We start from the raw sequence: 18581 nt of genomic DNA, 5'->3' as shown, positions 1-18581 counted from the left end.
TCGGTGCACGTGCTCCGGGGGCGTGCTCAGTCCCTCGGGACGCGGACCACGCCCTCCTGGATCACCGACACCGCCAGCTGGCCGTCCCGGGTGAAGATCCGGCCCGAGGCCAGCCCCCGGCCGCCCTGCGCGGTGGGGCTGTTCTGGTCGTACAGCAGCCACTCGTCGGCTCGGAACGGGCGGTGGAACCACATGGCGTGGTCCAGGCTGGCCCCGACCACGTCCCCCACGGCCCAGCCGCCCCGGCCGTGGGCCAACAGCACCGAGTCCAGCAGGGTCATGTCGGAGACGTAGGTGGCCAGGCAGATGTGGGTGACCGGGTCGTCCCGCTCCCCCTGGACCTTGCCGCTGGTGCGGAACCACACCTGGGAACGGGGGTCCCCGGGGCGGCCGACCCTGCCGAAGGGCGGCTCCGCCACGTAGCGCAGGTCGATGGCCTCCCTGGCCTCCAGCAGCCGTTGGGGCACCGAGGGGTCGGCGAACACCCCCGCGTACCGGTCGAGGACCTCCTCGGGGGTGGGCAGGGTCTCGGGGTCGGGCACCTCGGGCATCGGTTCCTGGTGTTCCAGGCCCTCCTCGAAGCGCTGGTAGGAGGCCGAGAGGTGGAAGATCGGTTGTCCGTGCTGGACAGCGACGACCCGGCGGGTGGTGAAGGACTGGCCGTCCCGGATGCGGTCGACGGAGTAGACGATGGGCGCTCCGGGGTCCCCGGGGCGCAGGAAGTACGAGTGCAGGGAGTGCGGCAGTCGCCCCTCGGGCACCGTGCGGCACGCCGCCACCAGCGCCTGGGCGGCGACCTGGCCGCCGAAGACGCGGGGCACCAGGGAGGTGCGGCTGACGCCCCGGAAGATGTCCTGCTCGATCCGTTCCAGGTCCAGCAGGTCCAACAGGGACCGCAGTGCTTCGCTCATGAGCTTCTCGTCAGTGGGGGTCGGCCTGGCTGACCTGGTCACAGGCCCATGGACTTGGCGATGATGGAGCGCATCACCTCGCTGGTCCCACCGTAGATGCGGGTGACGCGGGTGTCCGCGTACAGGCGGGAGATGGGGTACTCGGTCATGTAGCCGTAACCCCCGTGCAACTGGAGGCACTTGTCGATGACACGGGCGGCCGTCTCGGTGGTGAACAGCTTGGCGGAGGCGGCGTCGGCGGGGGTCAGCTCCCCGGCGTCCAGGGCCTCCAGGGCCCGGTCGGACACCGCCTGCATGGCGTCCACGTCGGCCTTGCAGTCGGCCAGTACGAACTTGGTGTTCTGGAAGGAGGCAACCTCCCGGCCGAACACGGTGCGCTGGCGGACGTACTCCTGGGCGAAGCGCACCGCGGCGGCGGCCTGGGCGGTGGCCCCCAGGGCGATGCCCAGGCGTTCCTGGGGCAGGTTGTGGGTGAGGTACTCGAAGCCCCGGCCCTCCTCGCCGAGCAGGTCCTCGACCGGGACGCGGACGTCGGTGAAGGACAGTTCGGCGGTGTCGGAGGCCTTCAGGCCCAGCTTGTCGAGGCTGCGGCCCACCGCGTAGCCCTCGCTGCGGGTGTCGACGACCAGGATGGAGATGCCTCCGCGCCGGTCCTCGGGGGTGGGCGGTGAGGTGCGGCAGCAGACCAGGACGCGGTCGGCCTGTACCCCGCCGGTGATGAAGGTCTTGGCGCCGTTGAGGACGTAGTGGCGGCCGTCCTCGGAGAGCCTGGCGGTGGTCTTCATGCCGGCGAGGTCGGAACCGGTGCCGGGCTCGGTCATGGCGATCGCGGTCATCAGCTCGCCGGAGACGAAGTGCGGCAGCCAGCGCCGCTTCTGCTCCTCGGTGGCGTACTTGAGGATGTACGGCAGGCAGAGGGCGGTGTGCACGCTGGAGCCGCCGAAGCTGACCCCGGCGCGGGCGCACTCCTCGGTGATCACCGCGTTGAACTTGAAGCTGCTCTCGCCGGCCCCGCCGTACTCCTCGGGCACCTCGATGCCGAAGATCCCCAGCTCACCCAGCTGCTTGTACAGCTCGCGCGGTACGTACCCCTGCTCCATCCACTGGGGATAGAAGGGGACGACCCGCTCGTTGACGAACTCCCGGATGGTCTGACGGAACGCCTCGTGGTCCTCGTTGAATACGGTGCGACGCATCCGTACGCCTCCCTCGCTCACCGGTGGGCCGGGCGGTAGCTAAGCGCTTGCTCACCCCTGAGGGGCAAGCTACCCACCGACCCCCACCCTGTCCAGGGCGGGGCTCACGGGGGCACCCGTCGATGATCCGTCCGGGCGGGGGATCGCGCACCCGGGGCACACCCCGAGGGCCCCGGGGCTCAGGGGGTGGCGGCGGCGAAGGCGCCCCGGGCCAGCCGGTGGAGCAGCGCGGCGGTGGTGTCCCGCCCCGGACGGGCGGGACGGCCACTGAGGTGGGGGGTGGAGTTCAGCAGCCCGAACACCGAGTGGACCGCCACCCGGGCCTCCAGCTCCGGTAGCCGGGGGTACACCGCGCGGACCACCTGCACCCACAACTCGACGTACTGGCGCTGGAGTTGCCGCACCCGCCGGCGGTCGGCCGGACGCAGCCGGTCCAGCTCCCGGTCGTGCAGGGTGATCAGCGCGCGGTCGTCGAGGGCGAACTCGATGTGCCCCCGGATCAGCGCGTCGAGGGTGGCCTCGGGGGCGAGCTGAGCCTCCTCCGACTCGGCCAGCCGCTGGCACCCGCCCTCGTGAAGGCGTTCGCTGATGCCGACCAGCAGTTCGGAGAGCATGGCGTCCTTGCCGGCGAAGTGCCGGTAGAGCCCGGGGCCGCTGATGCCGACGGCCGCCCCGATCTCGTCGACCCCCACCCCGTGGAAGCCGCGTTCGGCGAAGAGGCGGGCGGCTTCACGCAGGATCTGCTCGCGTCGGGTGGGCGCAGCGGTACTCATGGGCTCATCCTAGACAGGGCCGTTAGTAGCCGTTAACCTGACGGACATACGTTAACGTGCATTAACGCACCGTCGCGACCGCGGGCCCAGCGGCGTGGCGGCCCCCTCCAGGCACTCATCGAGAGGCTCGTACCGCGATGGAGCAGGCACCGACGCTGAGCAGCGCCGCCGATCCGGCGTCCGAGGCCAGCCGGACCAACGCCACCGCCCACCGGGAGCTGGCGGCCGAGTTGCGCGAGCGACTGGCCACCGCCCGCCTCGGCGGCGGCACCCGCGCCCGCGAGCGGCACACCGCACGCGGCAAGCTGCTGCCCCGCGACCGGGTGGACACCCTGCTGGACCCCGGTTCGCCCTTCCTGGAGGTGGCCCCGCTGGCCGCCGAGGGGATGTACGGCGGATCGGCGCCCTCGGCCGGGGTGATCGCCGGCATCGGCCGGGTCAGCGGACGGGAGGTGCTGGTCATCGCCAACGACGCCACCGTCAAGGGCGGCACCTACTACCCGATGACGGTGAAGAAGCACCTGCGGGCCCAGGAGATCGCCCTGGAGAACCGCCTGCCCTGCGTCTACCTGGTCGACTCCGGCGGCGCCTTCCTGCCCATGCAGGACGAGGTGTTCCCGGACCGCGAGCACTTCGGGCGGATCTTCTACAACCAGGCGCGGATGTCGGGCGCCGGCATCCCCCAGATCGCCGCGGTGATGGGATCCTGCACCGCCGGCGGCGCCTACGTACCGGCGATGAGCGACGAGGCGGTGATCGTCCGGGAGCAGGGCACCATCTTCCTGGGCGGCCCCCCGCTGGTGAAGGCGGCCACCGGTGAGGTGGTGACCGCCGAGGAGCTGGGCGGCGGCGAGGTGCACTCCCGCACCTCCGGGGTCACCGACCACCTGGCCGAGGACGACGCCCACGCCCTGCGGATCGTGCGGAACATCGTCGCCACCCTGCCCGAGCGCGGCCCGCTGCCCTGGGCGGTGCGGCCGACCGAGGAGCCGGCGCACGACCCGGCCGAGCTGTACGAGGTGGTGCCGGTCGACTCCCGCACCCCCTACGACGTACGGGAGGTCATCGCCCGCGTGGTGGACGGCTCCCGTTTCCAGGAGTTCAAGGCCGAGTACGGCACCACCCTGGTCACCGGCTTCGCCCACGTCCACGGCCACCCGGTCGGGATCGTCGCCAACAACGGCATCCTGTTCTCCGAGTCCGCCCAGAAGGGCGCCCACTTCATCGAACTGTGCGACCAGCGCGGCATCCCGCTGCTGTTCCTCCAGAACATCTCCGGCTTCATGGTGGGCCGGGACTACGAGGCCGGCGGCATCGCCAAGCACGGGGCCAAGATGGTCACCGCCGTCGCCTGCGCCCGGGTCCCCAAGCTGACCGTGGTGATCGGCGGCTCGTACGGCGCCGGCAACTACTCCATGTGCGGCCGGGCCTACTCCCCCCGCTTCCTGTGGATGTGGCCCAACGCCAAGATCTCCGTGATGGGCGGGGAACAGGCCGCCTCGGTGCTCGCCACCGTCAAGCGGGACCAGTTGGAGGCCCGGGGCGAGGAGTGGAGCGCCGAGGACGAGGAGGCGTTCCGCGCCCCGGTGCGCGAGCAGTACGAGACCCAGGGCAACGCCTACTACGCCACCGCCCGGCTGTGGGACGACGGGGTCATCGACCCGGCCCAGACCCGTACGGTGCTGGGCCTGGCGCTCACCGCCTGCGCCAACGCGCCCCTGCCCGCCACCAGTTCGCCTGCCACCACGCCGGGCTTCGGCGTCTTTCGGATGTGAGGGACCACCCGTGACGATGTCCGACGGCAACCTGTTCGACACGGTCCTGGTGGCCAACCGGGGCGAGATCGCGGTACGCGTCATCCGTACCCTCCGCGAGCTGGGCATCCGCTCGGTGGCGGTCTACAGCGACGCCGACCGCGACGCCCGCCATGTGCGCGAGGCCGACACCGCCGTACGGCTGGGGCCGGCCGCCGCCTCGGAGAGCTACCTCTCCGTACCCCGGCTCCTGGACGCGGCCCGCCGCACCGGCGCCCAGGCCGTCCACCCCGGTTACGGCTTCCTCGCCGAGAACGCCGCCTTCGCCCGCGCCTGCGTCGAGGCCGGGCTGGCCTTCGTCGGCCCCTCGGCCGAGGCCATCGAGCTGATGGGCGACAAGATCCGCGCCAAGGAGACCGTACGGGCCGCCGGGGTGCCGGTGGTGCCCGGCTCCTCGGGCAGCGGACTGGACGACGCCCAACTGGCCGCCTCCGCACGGGAGATCGGCACCCCCGTGCTGCTGAAGCCCTCCGCCGGGGGCGGCGGCAAGGGGATGCGGCTGGTGCGCGACGAGACGCTGCTGGAGGAGGAGATCGCCGCCGCCCGACGGGAGGCGCTGAGTTCCTTCGGCGACGACACCCTGCTGGTGGAGCGCTGGATCGACCAGCCCCGCCACATCGAGGTCCAGGTGCTGGCGGACGGCCACGGCACCGTGCTGCACCTGGGCGAGCGGGAGTGCTCCCTCCAGCGCCGGCACCAGAAGATCGTGGAGGAGGCGCCCAGCCCGCTGCTGGACGAGGCCACCCGGGCCGCCATGGGCGAGGCCGCCGTACAGGCCGCCCGCTCCTGCGGCTACGTCGGCGCCGGCACCGTGGAGTTCATCGTCCCCGGTGGCGACGGCGACATCCCGCACTACTTCATGGAGATGAACACCCGCCTCCAGGTCGAGCACCCGGTCACCGAACTCGTCACCGGGCTGGACCTGGTGGAGTGGCAGCTACGGGTGGCCGCCGGCGCCCGGCTCCCGTTCGCGCAGACGGACATCCGCCTGGAGGGGCACGCGGTCGAGGCCCGTATCTGCGCCGAGACCGCCCGGGTCACCGGGGACCGGGTGGACTTCCTCCCGTCGGCCGGCCGGGTGCTGGCCCTCCGCGAACCCGAGGGGGTACGCACCGACGCCGGCTGGAGCGCCGGCTCCGAGGTGGGCACCACCTACGACCCCATGCTGGCCAAGGTCATCGCCTACGGCCCCGACCGGGCCGCCGCCCTGCGCCGGCTGCGCGCCGCCCTGGGCGAGCTGACCGTACTGGGCCTGGACACCAACACCGGGTTCCTGCGCCGGCTGCTGGCCCACCCCCAGGTGGTCAGCGGCGAGCTGGACACCGGGCTGGTGGACCGGGAGGCCGCCGCGCTGGTGTCGGAGGAGGTGCCCGAGCGGGTGTGGGCCACGGCCGCGCTGCTGCGGCACTCCGCGCTGGAGCCCGGGACCGACCGGGGCTGGACCGACCCCTTCGACCTGCCCTCGGGCTTCCGGTTGGGGGGCGAACCGGCCTGGACGGCCTACCCGTTGAAGGCACCCGGCGGCCAGCCGGTGACCGTCCGGGTGCGGGGCCGGGGCACCGACACCGAGGTGGCCGTTGGGGACGGCGGTCCGGTACCTGCCCATGTGGTGGCCGACCGGGACGACGAGGTCCTGCTGTGCTGGGACGGGGTCACCGAACGGTTCGCCCACGCCGGCGACTGGCTGGGGCAGGGCGGCGACAGCTGGAGGCTGGGCGACCACGACCCGGTGGAGGCGGTGCTGCGTGGCGCGCACGGCGCGCACGGCGCGGACGCCCTGACCGCCCCCATGCCGGGAACGGTCACGGTGGTCAAGGCCGCCGTGGGGGACGAGGTGACCGCCGGCCAGAGCCTGGTGGTGGTGGAGGCCATGAAGATGGAGCACGTCATCGCCGCGCCCCACGACGGCACCGTGATCGAGCTGGACGTACGTCCGGGCAGCACCGTCGCCATGGACCAGGTGCTGGCCGTGGTGGACCCGCACGGCGAGGAGGCGGCGAGCGATGGCTGACGGACTGCCGATGACGGTGCCGGCCGAGGGCCTGCCGTCGCGGGTGCGGATCTACGAGGTCGGCCCCCGGGACGGACTACAGAACGAGAAGGGCATCGTACCGGTCGAGGTGAAGGCCGAGTTCGTGCACCGCCTGTACGAAGCGGGGCTGCGGGACGCGGTCGAGGTCACCAGCTTCGTACACCCCCGGTGGGTGCCCCAGCTGGCCGACGCCGAGGAGCTGGTGCCCCTGCTGGCGGACCTGCCGGACGAGTTGCCCCGGCCGGTGCTGGTGCCCAACTCCCGGGGCGCCGAGCGGGCGTTGGCCCACGGGTGCCGGCACGTGGCGGTGTTCGCCTCGGCCACCGAGTCCTTCGCCAAGGCCAACCTGAACCGTACGGTCGACGAGTCCCTGGCCATGTTCGAGCCGGTGTTGCGGCGGGCCAAGTCCGAGGGCCAGTGGGTGCGCGGCTACGTCTCCATGTGCTTCGGCGACCCCTGGGAGGGCCCGGTGCCCGCCGAGCAGGTGGTGCGGGTGTGCCGGGCGCTGGTGGACATGGGCTGCGACCAGTTGAGCCTGGGCGACACCATCGGGGTGGCCACCCCGGGCCAGGTCGTCCGGCTGCTGCGGCTGCTGAACGAGGCCGGGGTGCCCGACGAGCTGCTGGCCGTGCACTTCCACGACACCTACGGGCAGGCGCTCGCCAACACCCTGGCCGCCCTCCAGCACGGGGTCACCACCGTGGACGCCTCGGCCGGCGGCCTGGGTGGCTGCCCGTACGCCAAGAGCGCCACCGGCAACCTGGCCACCGAGGACCTGGTGTGGATGCTGCGCGGCCTCGGTATCGACACCGGCGTCGACCTGGACAAGCTGGCCGCCACCAGTCGGTGGATGGCCGAGCGTCTGGGCCGCCCCAGTCCCTCCCGCACGGTCCGCGCCCTCGGCTGAGCCCGTCAGCGCCAACCGGCGGACCGGCCCCGTCCGGCGCGACCGACATCCCGGCGATCCCACAAGGAGCCTGAGAACCATGGCCATTGACCACCGTCTGACCCCCGAACACCAGGAACTGCGCAAGACCGTCGAGGAGTTCGCCCGCGACGTGGTGGCCCCCAAGATCGGCGACTACTACGAGCGGCACGAGTTCCCCTACGAGATCGTCCGCGAGATGGGCCGGATGGGCCTGTTCGGGCTACCGTTCCCCGAGGAGTACGGCGGCATGGGCGGTGACTACCTGGCCCTGGGCATCGCCCTGGAGGAGCTGGCCCGGGTGGACTCCTCGGTGGCCATCACCCTGGAGGCCGGGGTGTCCCTGGGCGCCATGCCGATCTACCTGTTCGGCACCGACGAGCAGCGCGACGAGTGGCTGCCCAAGCTGTGCAGCGGCGAGATGCTGGGCGCCTTCGGGCTGACCGAGCCGGAGTGCGGTTCGGACGCCGGCGGCACCCGTACCACCGCGGTGCGGGACGGCGACGAGTGGGTGATCAACGGCACCAAGTGCTTCATCACCAACTCCGGCACCGACATCACCGGCCTGGTCACGGTCACCGCAGTCACCGGCCGCAAGCCCGACGGCCGGCCGCGCATCTCCTCCATCCTGGTGCCCTCCGGCACCCCCGGCTTCACGGTCGCCGCCCCCTACTCCAAGGTCGGCTGGAACGCCTCGGACACCCGCGAGCTGTCCTTCTCCGACGTACGGGTGCCGCTGGCCAACCTGGTCGGTGAGGAGGGCCGGGGCTACGCCCAGTTCCTGCGCATCCTGGACGAGGGCCGGATCGCCATCTCCGCGCTGGCCACCGGTCTGGCCCAGGGCTGTGTGGACGAGTCGGTGCGGTACGCCAAGGAACGGGAGGCCTTCGGCAAGCCCATCGGCGCCAACCAGGCCATCTCCTTCAAGCTGGCCGACATGGAGATGCGGGCCCACACCGCCCGGCTCGCCTGGTACGACGCCGCCTCGCGCCTGCTGGCCGGCGAACCGTTCAAGAAGCAGGCCGCGATGGCCAAGCTGTACTCCTCGGAGATCGCGGTCACCAACGCCCGCGAGGCCACCCAGATCCACGGCGGCTACGGCTTCATGAACGAGTACCCGGTCGCCCGGATGTGGCGGGACTCCAAGATCCTGGAGATCGGCGAGGGCACCAGCGAGGTCCAGCGGATGCTGATCGCCCGCGAGTTGGGCCTGTAACCACCGGCGTCCACCCGGTAGGCGGGGGCCCAGCCGGTCCGTCGAGGGCGAGCGCGGGCCCCCGCCCGTCGGGCGGGTCGTCGATCAGCCCGCCGACGCGCACGGTACGGTCCGCCGGCGCCCGGCACCCGTGGGCAGTCGGGCACCCGGTGGGCCGCCCCGCGTGGGCGGCTCCCCCGGTCTGCCCGGACCACGGTCCGGCAACGCCTCGCCGGGCAGGGCTACTTGGACCCGCGACCCCGGGCTGAACGGGCCCGACATACGGCGGCCGGTGGGCGGCCGGTGGGGCACCCAGGTAAGCCAGAGTGCGCGGCCCAAGGGCCAGCAACACCCCGCCGGGCAGGGCTACTTGGACCCGCGGCCCCGGGCTGAACAGGTCCGACATACGGCGGCCGGTGGGGCGCAGGGCAGGCCCGCCTCCCGGTGCCCCCCGATTCGGTTCCCCGGCCCGGGTGCCCCGCCCCCGGGGAGCCGGACATTCGCCTGGGCCCTCTCGGGGTTACCCCGACCACCGCCCAGGGCTCCCGGAGCCCTCCGGGGCACCGCACGGTGACGTCGACGCCCCACGGCACGGCTCCCCGGGAGGCCCCGTAACGGGGGCTGCCCCACGGTCCGGGGGTGCCGGCCCCGCACCCCACTCAGCCCGCTCACCCCACGATCATCCCTCCGGTCCGCCCGCCCCCGCCCGACCCGTCAGCCGGCGTGGACCGTCCACCTCTGGCCCAAGTCCCCACCCACGGAGGGCCGGAGGGCCGCGCACCGGGACGACGCCGGCCTCCCGCAGAGCAGACCCGGGTCTCCCCCTGCCGGGCGCCCGGAGGCCCCCGCGTACGGCTCCACGCGTCAGCGCGCGACGCCCCGGGTACACCCAGCGGGTACGTCCGGGAAGGGGTACGTCCGAGGCGGGCGGGCCCTCCCCTCCGCCGTGCGAGAGGCTGAGCGACTTGCCCGTACCTCCGTCCCGCTACCGGGACCTGATGACCCGTGACCTGATGCTGTGGGCACTGGTCGCCCTCGCCAGCAAGGCCCCGGTGGCCATGGCTCCGCTGGCGCTGGTGTTCCTGAGCCGGCAGAGCCCCGGCGGCTACACCCTGGGCGCCGGTCTGGCCTCCGCGTATGTGGTGGGCGAGGTGGTGGGGGCGCCCCTGCTCGGGGCCCGGCTGGTCCGTGGCCGGGCGCGGCGCCAACTGGCGGTCGGACTGGTGGCCGGGGCGGTCTGCTTCGGTGCCCTGCCCCTGGCCGGCTCCGCCCCCGCCCCGGTACTGGTCGCCCTCGCCTTCCTCGCCGGAGCGGCTCCCGCCGCCTGCCCCGGGGGCACCCGCGCGCTGCTGACCCGGCTGGTCGCCGAGGAGGCGGTACCCCGCGCGCTGAGTGTCGAGGCCACCCTGACCCAGGTCGTCTGGGCGACCACCCCGGGACTGGTGGTGGTCCTGGCGCTGCAACTCCACCCCGGTGCCCCGCTGGTGCTGGCCGGCGTCCTGGCGGTGGTGGCCGCCTTCGGGCTCGCCCGGCTGCCGGAGCCCGGAGAATCCCCGCCCACCGCGTCCTCGCCGCCTGCGGTGGGCCGGGCCCTGCTGTCCGGCTGGCCCGTCTACCTCACCAGCGCGGCGGCCATGGCGATGCTCGCCACCGCCGAACTCGTACTCCCCGCCCTCCTGGAGGAGCGCCAGGTCCCGGTGGGCTGGGCCGGACCGCTGCTCGCCGCCTTCGCCCTGGTCAGCGCGGCCGGAGCGTTCTGTTACGGGCTCCGCTCCTGGCCCGGTTCGCCCCGTGCCCAGAGCCTGGTGTTCCTGCTCCTCACCGCGGGGTGCCTCAGCCTGATCACCGTCCTGCCGGGGGTACCGGGCATCGCCCTGGGGCTCCTGCTGGCCGGCGTCTTCCAGTCCGGGGCGATGATCACCCGCAACCTCAGCCTCCGGGAGCAACTGCCCGGCCACACCCATGCCGCCGCCTACTCGGTGATGTACGCGGTCGGGGGTGTGGGGTACAGCCTGACGGCCTCCCTGTCCGCCCTGGCCCTGGACCGGGCGGGTCCCTCGACCGCGATCCTCGGCGGGGTCGCGGTGACCCTGCTCGCCACCGTGGTCAGCGCCCTGGCCGAGGGCCGTTCCGCCCGGGAGTCGCACCGCTGACCGCCGGTTCGCCCACCCCGGACACCGCGAACCACCGTGCGGGCGGCGGGAGTTGCCCGGCCACCCCACGCGCCAGGTTCACCCCGGTGGGCGCCCGAGGGCGACCGCGGGCCCCTGGTGGTCGGGGCCACAGGTACCCCTCCGGGTCGCGGCAGGCGACCGCGCGGCGGGGTGGGCACACGCGACGACGGTGAGCGCCGAGGCCCGAGGGCGAGCCCCGTCGTACCCCGGGACGGGGCCCAGGGGGTCGCGGCACCAACCGACCCCCGCGCCGGCCGTCCGGGCTCCGGCTCGTACGGTCCCGCCAACGCCCCGGGGAGTGGCCGGTCCGAGGGTGCCGCCCGGGACACGGGCCGCCCGCACCGGTCACCGGACGACGGGACGTACCGCGACAGGCCCCGTCCGGTGGACGGGGCCCGTACACGACCGTCGGTCCGGCCCGGGCGGGTCACCGGGCCGGACCGACGGGGTGGGTCACCTGTCGGGCCAGGGAACCTCGGAGGCGGGGTGGTAGCCGATGCCGAGGGCGTCCCAGCGGGGGCCCTGGGCGGCCAGCCTCTGCTTGTAACCGTCCCAGCCCAGCGCCTTCTTGGCGGACCAGCCGAGTTCGGCGGCTCCGGGGAGGCGGGGGAAGGCCATCAGGTCCATGTGGGCGTTGGTGGAGATGGTCTCCGTCCACATGGGGGCCTCGACACCGATCACGGAGTCGGCCGGGGCGCCCTTGAGGAAGCTGCCCGGCTCCCAGCTGTAGGACTGCTCGGTGTCCACGTAGCCGGCCCAGCTCAGACCGATCGGGGTGGACTCGTCGTACTTCATGTCCAGGTAGACGCGGTTGGCCGGGGACAGCAGCAGCTTGGTGCCCTTCTTGGCGGCGTCGATGACCTCCTTCTCGTTGGCCTCGGTGCCCCAGTACTGCGCGACCGCGCCCTTGGCGGGCTTGGCGCCGGTCAGCTGGTGCCAACCCACCACGGTCTTGCCGTACTTGGCGACCGTGGCCTGGGCCTTGTCCATGAAGGCGACGTAGTCCTCGTGCTCGGTGGCGTGTGCCTCGTCGCCGCCGATGTGCAGGTACTTGCCGGGGGTCAGCTCGGCGATCTCCCGCACCACGTCGTCCACGAAGTCGTAGGTGACGTCCTTGTCCACGCACAGCGAGCTGAACCCGACCTCGATGCCGGTGTAGAGCGGGGGCGCCTTGCCGTCACAGTTGAGTTCGGCGTAGGAGGCCAGCGCGGCGTTGGTGTGGCCCGGCATGTCGATCTCCGGGACGACCTCCAACTGCCGTTCGGCGGCGTACTTCAGCAGTTCGCGGTACTGGTCCTTGGTGTAGTGACCGCCCTCGCCACCGCCGACCTGGGTGCTGCCGCCGTACTCGGTCAGCCGGGGCCACGAGTCGATGGCGATACGCCAGCCCTGGTCGTCGGACAGGTGAAGGTGCAGCTTGTTGAACTTGTAGAGCGCCATGTGGTCGATGTAGCGCTTGACCTGGTTGACGCTCAGGAAGTGGCGGGACACGTCCAGCATGGCGCTGCGGTACTCGTAGCGGGGGCTGTCGGTGATGGTGCCGCCCGCCACCTGCCAGGGTCCGGTCTGCTCCTCGCGGGACTCCACGGAGGCCGGCAACAGCTGGCGCAGGGTCTGGGTGCCGTAGAACAGACCGGCCACCTTGGGCGCGGTGATGGTCAGTTCCTCGGGGGACGAGGTGAGCCGGTAGCCCTCCTTGCCGAGCCCCTTGGTCTTCGCCCCGTCCTCGTCCAGGACCAGGCGGATGTGCTTGCCGGTGTCGCGGTTGTGTCCGTCGCTGGTGACCGGCAGCTTGAACCCGGTGGAGGGGCGCAGCAGTTGGGCCAGCTTCTCGCCGACGTCGTGGGCCTCGATGGACACCTGGATGTGGCTGGAGCGGTTCAGGGTGAACGGCTCGCCCTTCGGCTTGGCCGACGTGGGGGCCGGGATGATCTGGTCCAGGGCGGTGGGCTCCTTGGCCGGCCGGGGCTGGGCGGTGGCGGGGCTGACGGCGACCGCGCCGGCGGTGGCGATCAGCAGCAGGGAGCCGAGCAGCCTGGGTACGGCCGCGCGGGTGCGTCTGGTTCGGGCACGAGGTCTCACGGACGTTCCCCTTCGATGGGCGCTTCACGTGCGGTTCGACGCCCACCTATGAGACGGGGAGGCCGATGGCGGGTCAAGGGGTGTAGACCAATCTTCCTCAACGGGTCCACGGGAGAGGCCTCGCCTCCCCCTCCCTTCTGCCGGGATTCTGCCCGAATTCGGGCAGATTTCTTGCGGTGCCTCTCGCCGCCGTCCACTATCTACGAGTGAGCCGTCGCCGCGTACCCCCGCACGAGGACCTGGTCGAGCACCTGGTCCGCTCCACGCCCCTGGGCAGGGGGGAAGCCGCCCGGGTGGTGATGGACGTGCTGGCGTACTTCGACGAGAGCACCGAGGAGTTCGTCCGCCGACGCCACCGGGAACTGCGGGGCCAGGGACTCACCAACCCCGCGATCTACGAACGGATCCTGGAGGAACTCCCCCACCGCGCGGTCGCCCCACCGGCCCTGTCGCCGCGTCAGGTCCGCCGGATCATCTACGGCTGACCCACACACCACACGGCTCGCCCCCATGTCGCCCCCATGTCGCTGTCGTATCGCCGTCGTGTCGCCTGGGCGACGCGCCGTCCACTCCCCCAGCATCACCACCAACAGCCCGGACCAGCACCACAGAACGGAGACACCCACCATGTGCGGGATCGTCGGATACATCGGCAAGCGAGACGTGGCCCCCCTCCTCCTCGAAGGGCTCCAGCGCCTGGAGTACCGGGGCTACGACTCCGCCGGGCTGGCCATCCAGCCACGGTCCGGCAACGGTCTGCGGGTCGTGAAGGCCAAGGGCCGGGTGCGGGACCTCCAGGAGCGGGTACCCAAGCGCTTCGCCGGCACCACCGGCATCGCCCACACCCGCTGGGCCACCCACGGCGCCCCCGGCGACGACAACGCCCACCCCCACCAGGACGCCGAGGGCCGGGTGGCCCTGGTGCACAACGGCATCATCGACAACGCCGACGAACTGCGGGCCAAACTGCTGGCCGACGGGGTGGAGTTCACCTCCGAGACCGACACCGAGGTGCTCGCCCACCTCATCGGCCGCGCCCAGGCCGAGACCCTGGAGGAGCGGGTACGCGAGGCCCTGCGGCTGATCGAGGGCACCTACGGCATCGCGGTGCTCCACGCCGACTTCCCGGACCGCATCGTGGTCGCGCGCAACGGTTCCCCGGTGGTGCTGGGCATCGGGGAGCGGGAGATGTTCGTGGCCTCGGACGTGGCCGCCCTGGTCTCCCACACCCGCCAGGTGGTGACCCTGGACGACGGCGAGATGGCCACCCTCAAGGCCGACGACTACCGCACGTACACCACCGAGGGCTCCCGGACCACCGCCTCCCCCACCACCGTGGAGTGGGAGGCCGAGTCCTACGACATGGGCGGCCACGACACCTACATGCACAAGGAGATGCACGAGCAGGCCGACGCGGTGGACCGGGTGCTGCGCGGCCGTATCGACGACCGCTTCTCCACCGTGCGGCTGGACGGGCTCAACCTGGACGCCCGGGAGGCCCGGGGCTTCCGCCGGGTGAAGATCCTCGGCTGCGGCTCCGCGTACCACACCGGCCTGATCGGGGCCCAGCTGATCGAGCAGCTCGCCCGGGTACCGGCCGACGCCGAACCCGCCAGCGAGTTCCGCTACCGCAACCCGGTGGTGGACCCCGACACCCTCTACGTCGCGGTCAGCCAGTCCGGCGAGACCTACGACACCCTCGCCGCCGTGCAGGAGCTGAAGCGCAAGGGCGCCCGGGTGCTGGGCGTGGTCAACGTGGTGGGCAGCGCCATCGCCCGGGAGACCGACGGCGGGGTGTACGTCCACGCCGGCCCCGAGGTGTGCGTGGTCTCCACCAAGTGCTTCACCAACACCGCCGTGGCCTTCGCCCTGCTGGCGCTGCACCTGGGCCGCATCCGCGACCTGTCGGTGGCCGACGGCCGGCGGATCATCGAGGGTCTGCGCAAGCTGCCGGAGCAGATCGCCGAGGTCCTGCGCGGCGAGGACCGGATCCGTGAACTGGCCGCCGCCTACGCCGAGTCGCGCAGCATGATGTTCGTGGGGCGCGTCCGGGGCTACCCCATCGCGCTGGAGGCCTCGCTCAAGCTCAAGGAGATCTCCTACATCCACGCCGAGGCCTACCCGGCCTCGGAGCTGAAGCACGGCCCCCTCGCCCTGATCGAGCCGGCCACCCCGACGGTGGCGATCGTGCCGGACGACGACCTGCTGGAGAAGAACCGGGCCACCCTGGAGGAGATCAAGGCACGGTCCGGCCGCATCCTGGCCGTCGCCCACCAGGAGCAGGACCGCGCCGACCACACCGTGGTGGTCCCCCGCAACGAGGTGGAGCTGGACCCGATCCTGATGGGCATCCCGCTCCAGCTGCTGGCCTACCACGTGGCCACCCTGCTCGGCCGGGACATCGACAAGCCCCGCAACCTCGCCAAGTCGGTCACCGTGGAGTGAGGGAACGAGAGGGGCCGCCGGCGCAGTTGCGAACACCGTGGGCGGCCCCGGAAGTGGGCGATCCCCCGTGCGGGCCACCAACCGCACGGGGGATCGCCTCCCCTTGTGCCGGCGTCGCCCACCACGCCGGCGAAGTGCCGCCTGACCGGGACCGTCACCTCCCGGGAGCGGCTCGCTTGTCTTCGTATATGCCCCGCCGGAGCGCCCTAACCACCTCTACGTGCGGGTAGTTTTGTCTCCAGGTCGACACTTTCCCAACGGGAACTCCCCGCCGGCGCCCGGGAGTTGGCCACACCACCCCGCCACCCATGGGAAGACCCGGCGGTCAGGAGGCCAGGACCGGAATCAGGGCCGGGGTCAGGGAATGACGATGACCGGGCGCTGCGCCCGTCTGGCGAGCCGCCCGGCCACGGATCCGAACATGCGCCCCACCAGTCCGTGGGTGGAGCCGACCACGATCGCGTCGGCCTCGTACTCCCGGCCGACCTCCTCCAGCTCGTGACAGATGTCGCCGCCCCGCTCCACCAGGATCCAGGGCACCTCGGCCAGGTGCTCGGCACAGGCCAGCTCCAGCCCCAGCACCTCGGTGCGGTGGTCGGGCATCTCCACGAAGACCGGGGGCTCGCAGCCCGCCCACACCGTGGTGGGCAGCCGGTTGGCGACGTGGACGATGATCAGCCCCGAGCCGGTACGCCGGGCCACCCCGATCGCGTACGCCAGGGCGCGTTCGCTGGAGGTGGAACCGTCGAACCCCACGACCACGCCGTGCCTGAACGCCGGATCACAGGACGCACTCGACTCCGCGTCCGCTTCGGGAACCAGCAGGTCGTCTGCCGCCTGCTCGCGGTCTGTCGGTTCGGGGATCTCGTGACCAGCCATGGCGTTCTCGGCGAAGGTGAGCCTCTCACGGGAGGAGCTGGATGGACTTCATGGGGAATGAGGGGACACGTCGGCGTTCTTCTCGATGGTTCGGCCGCTGTGGGCTGCCTCATGCCCTACCCCAAGGGTAAGCGGGTACTCCCCCCTTGCCCAGACATCGTGTAACCGCCACGGAGCGGTGCGGCACCACGACCCCGGCTCCCGGCCCCCGACAGGCCCCCGGAGAGCCCCTCGGAGGCGCTCCCCCAAGGGGAACCGGCACCACACGCCCGCGAGGGGTCGCGGTCACCGCCGACCGACGCCCCGAGGTCAGCGGGCCGCTCCCGGACGCCGGCCCGCACGACGGTGCCGTGCGTACGGGTCCGGCCACCGTCAGTGACCCCGCTCGGGGCGGAGCGCGGACCGGGGTCACCGAGCAGGCGCCCGGAGGCCGGCCGTGGCCCGATCCGCACGTCCACCACGGTGGCGGCTACGCCCCCTGAGGGGGTCCCGGTGGACGGCCGCCGGAGTGGGACTGGCCACAGCAGGGGAGGCGCAACGGGCGCACACTCGATGCACTGGTGGCACGTGACGGCGCAAAGACCCGGGAGATGACTGGATCGCACGGCCGACTCCCCTGTTTTTCGGCCAACTTCACGCGGCTGAAAGGCGGTTGATAAGGAGGTCAGAGCGTCATCGGGCCCCGATGGCATAAGGGAGGAAATACCCCCGTGCGCCCCCTGACCACGAGCCGAGCAGGGGATGCGCACTTCCCAACCCACCTCGGGAATGAAACCCTTTGTGATCGAACGCTTTACGCCAAGTTGTCATGTCGACTTAGCGTCGGGTGGTGAACTTGTCTTGCCCACCTCATCCGACGCAGTAGATTCGATCTTGGCTATCGCCGCGGGGGAGTTAGTGCAGGCCCTAGAAGAACGCGACGACTGAGGGGGGCTTAGGTCCAATGAGCCAGGACTCCACGAGCGGCCCGGCGCCGACCCGCAGGCTGGCCGCGCGCCGGCGCCGAGAGATCGTGGCGGTGTTGCTCTTCAGCGGAGGACCCATATTCGAGAGTTCGATCCCACTCTCTGTCTTCGGAATCGACCGGCAGGACGCCGGCGTCCCCCGCTATCGGCTGTTGGTGTGCGCGGGCGAGGACGGCCCTCTGCGCACCACCGGCGGCCTCGAACTGACCGCCCCCTACGGCCTGGAGGCGCTCAACCGCGCCGGCACCGTGGTGGTCCCCGCGTGGCGCTCGATCACCCAGCCACCGCCTCCGGCGGTGCTGGCCTCGCTGCGCCAGGCGCACGAGGAGGGTGCCCGGATCATCGGACTGTGCACCGGGGCCTTCGTGCTGGCCGCGGCCGGGCTGTTGGACGGCAGACCAGCCACCACCCACTGGATGTACGCGCCGACGCTGGCGAAGCGGTACCCGGCCGTCCACGTCGACCCCCGCGAACTGTTCGTGGACGACGGGGACATACTCACCTCGGCGGGTACGGCCGCGGGCATCGACCTGTGCCTCCACGTGGTCCACACCGACCACGGCGCGGAGGCGGCAGGGGCCCTCGCCCGACGGCTGGTGGTGCCGCCTCGGCGCGGCAGCGCGGGCGACGCCGGCCATCCACGACACCTGGACCGCTCTTTACCGGAGGAGATCAGCTCCGACCCGTTGGCCGAAGTGGTCGCCTGGGCCCTGGAGCACCTCCACGAGCAGTTCGACGTCGAGACGCTCGCCGCTCGCGCCTACATGAGCCGCCGCACCTTCGACCGCCGTTTCCGCTCGCTCACCGGCAGCGCGCCCCTGCAGTGGCTGATCACCCAGCGGGTGCTACAGGCCCAACGGCTGCTGGAGACCTCCGACTACTCGGTCGACGAGGTGGCCGGACGCTGCGGCTTCCGGTCCCCGGTGGCCCTGCGCGGCCACTTCCGCCGCCAGTTGGGAGCCTCCCCTGCCGCCTACCGGGCCGCGTACCGGGCCCGGCGCACCGACTCCGGCGACGAGGAGGGCAGAGTGCCCGAACCACGTGGGGAGACCCGGGGCGAGAACCTCAGCAACGGCCGACCGGCGTTAGCGATGGCCACCCGGCGTGGCGCGGAACCAGGGAAGCCGGAGTCGGACGCCTACGCTCCGCGACTGCCTGTTCAGCGGGGTCGTGGGGGCAGGTAGCCGACG

Annotated in this window: 13 protein-coding genes; 8 read left to right on the top strand and 5 right to left on the bottom strand. The window is 72.2% G+C overall.

All coding sequences use genetic code 11. From position 1 onward, the window contains the following. Nucleotides 1-26: 26 nt before the first annotated feature. The 3 genes from ABZT14_RS03655 to ABZT14_RS03645 form a co-directional block, all read right to left on the bottom strand. Nucleotides 27-911 carry an acyl-CoA thioesterase II gene (locus ABZT14_RS03655; protein WP_356296327.1) on the bottom strand — a complete coding sequence of 295 codons (885 nt, stop codon included), beginning with the start codon at nt 909-911 and terminating at the stop codon, nt 27-29. A 38-nt stretch (nt 912-949) separates the two neighbouring features. Then, on the bottom strand, nt 950-2107 hold the full coding sequence (locus ABZT14_RS03650; protein WP_356296324.1) for an acyl-CoA dehydrogenase family protein: 1158 nt from the start codon (nt 2105-2107) through the stop codon (nt 950-952). 179 nt (nt 2108-2286) lie between these two features. Continuing rightward, complete coding sequence (locus tag ABZT14_RS03645) at nt 2287-2880, bottom strand: TetR/AcrR family transcriptional regulator (protein WP_356296321.1); 594 nt, start codon at nt 2878-2880, stop codon at nt 2287-2289. A 137-nt stretch (nt 2881-3017) separates the two neighbouring features. On the opposite strand from ABZT14_RS03645, the gene ABZT14_RS03640 reads away from it, so the two are divergent. From ABZT14_RS03640 to ABZT14_RS03620, 5 genes are all read left to right on the top strand, one after another. Further along, nucleotides 3018-4655, top strand: coding sequence for a carboxyl transferase domain-containing protein (locus tag ABZT14_RS03640; RefSeq protein WP_356296318.1), 1638 nt, complete (start codon nt 3018-3020; stop codon nt 4653-4655). Between the two features lie 16 nt (nt 4656-4671). After that, the gene (locus tag ABZT14_RS03635; protein WP_356297055.1) at nt 4672-6705 is read left to right on the top strand and encodes a biotin carboxylase N-terminal domain-containing protein; all 2034 of its coding nucleotides are present in this window, start codon (nt 4672-4674) and stop codon (nt 6703-6705) included. Continuing rightward, entirely contained in the window at nt 6698-7633 is a 936-nt protein-coding gene (locus ABZT14_RS03630; protein ID WP_356296314.1) for a hydroxymethylglutaryl-CoA lyase, read from the top strand. The genes ABZT14_RS03635 and ABZT14_RS03630 overlap by 8 nt, the downstream gene beginning before the upstream one ends. A 79-nt stretch (nt 7634-7712) precedes the next feature. Then, nucleotides 7713-8867, top strand: a complete 1155-nt coding sequence (locus tag ABZT14_RS03625) for an acyl-CoA dehydrogenase family protein (RefSeq protein ID WP_356296311.1) — start codon at nt 7713-7715, stop codon at nt 8865-8867. A gap of 944 nt (nt 8868-9811) precedes the next feature. Beyond that, entirely contained in the window at nt 9812-10999 is a 1188-nt protein-coding gene (locus tag ABZT14_RS03620) for an MFS transporter (protein WP_356296308.1), read from the top strand. A gap of 474 nt (nt 11000-11473) precedes the next feature. Here the strand turns inward: ABZT14_RS03620 and ABZT14_RS03615 are convergent, their stop codons facing one another. Then, on the bottom strand, nt 11474-13102 hold the full coding sequence (locus ABZT14_RS03615; RefSeq protein WP_356296306.1) for a beta-N-acetylhexosaminidase: 1629 nt from the start codon (nt 13100-13102) through the stop codon (nt 11474-11476). A 176-nt stretch (nt 13103-13278) separates the two neighbouring features. On the opposite strand from ABZT14_RS03615, the gene ABZT14_RS03610 reads away from it, so the two are divergent. Both ABZT14_RS03610 and glmS read left to right on the top strand, forming a co-directional pair. Beyond that, complete coding sequence (locus tag ABZT14_RS03610) at nt 13279-13587, top strand: hypothetical protein (protein WP_356296303.1); 309 nt, start codon at nt 13279-13281, stop codon at nt 13585-13587. Between the two features lie 142 nt (nt 13588-13729). Next, nucleotides 13730-15547 carry a glutamine--fructose-6-phosphate transaminase (isomerizing) gene (gene glmS / locus ABZT14_RS03605; protein ID WP_356296300.1) on the top strand — a complete coding sequence of 606 codons (1818 nt, stop codon included), beginning with the start codon at nt 13730-13732 and terminating at the stop codon, nt 15545-15547. 357 nt (nt 15548-15904) lie between these two features. On the opposite strand, the gene ABZT14_RS03600 is transcribed toward glmS, so the two are convergent. Further along, nucleotides 15905-16426 (bottom strand): universal stress protein, encoded by a 522-nt coding sequence (locus tag ABZT14_RS03600; RefSeq protein WP_356296297.1) that lies wholly within the window; start codon nt 16424-16426, stop codon nt 15905-15907. Nucleotides 16427-17369: 943 nt separating this feature from the next. Between ABZT14_RS03600 and ABZT14_RS03595 the strand changes: the two genes are divergently transcribed. Beyond that, nucleotides 17370-18575 (top strand): helix-turn-helix domain-containing protein, encoded by a 1206-nt coding sequence (locus tag ABZT14_RS03595; protein ID WP_356296295.1) that lies wholly within the window; start codon nt 17370-17372, stop codon nt 18573-18575. The last annotated feature ends 6 nt before the right edge of the window (nt 18576-18581 follow it).

The organism is Streptomyces sp. NPDC005438, from assembly GCF_040606315.1.
Lineage (GTDB): Bacteria > Actinomycetota > Actinomycetes > Streptomycetales > Streptomycetaceae > Streptomyces.
Note: the sequence above shows the minus strand (reverse complement) of the source record. Positions and strands in the feature narration are given on the sequence as shown.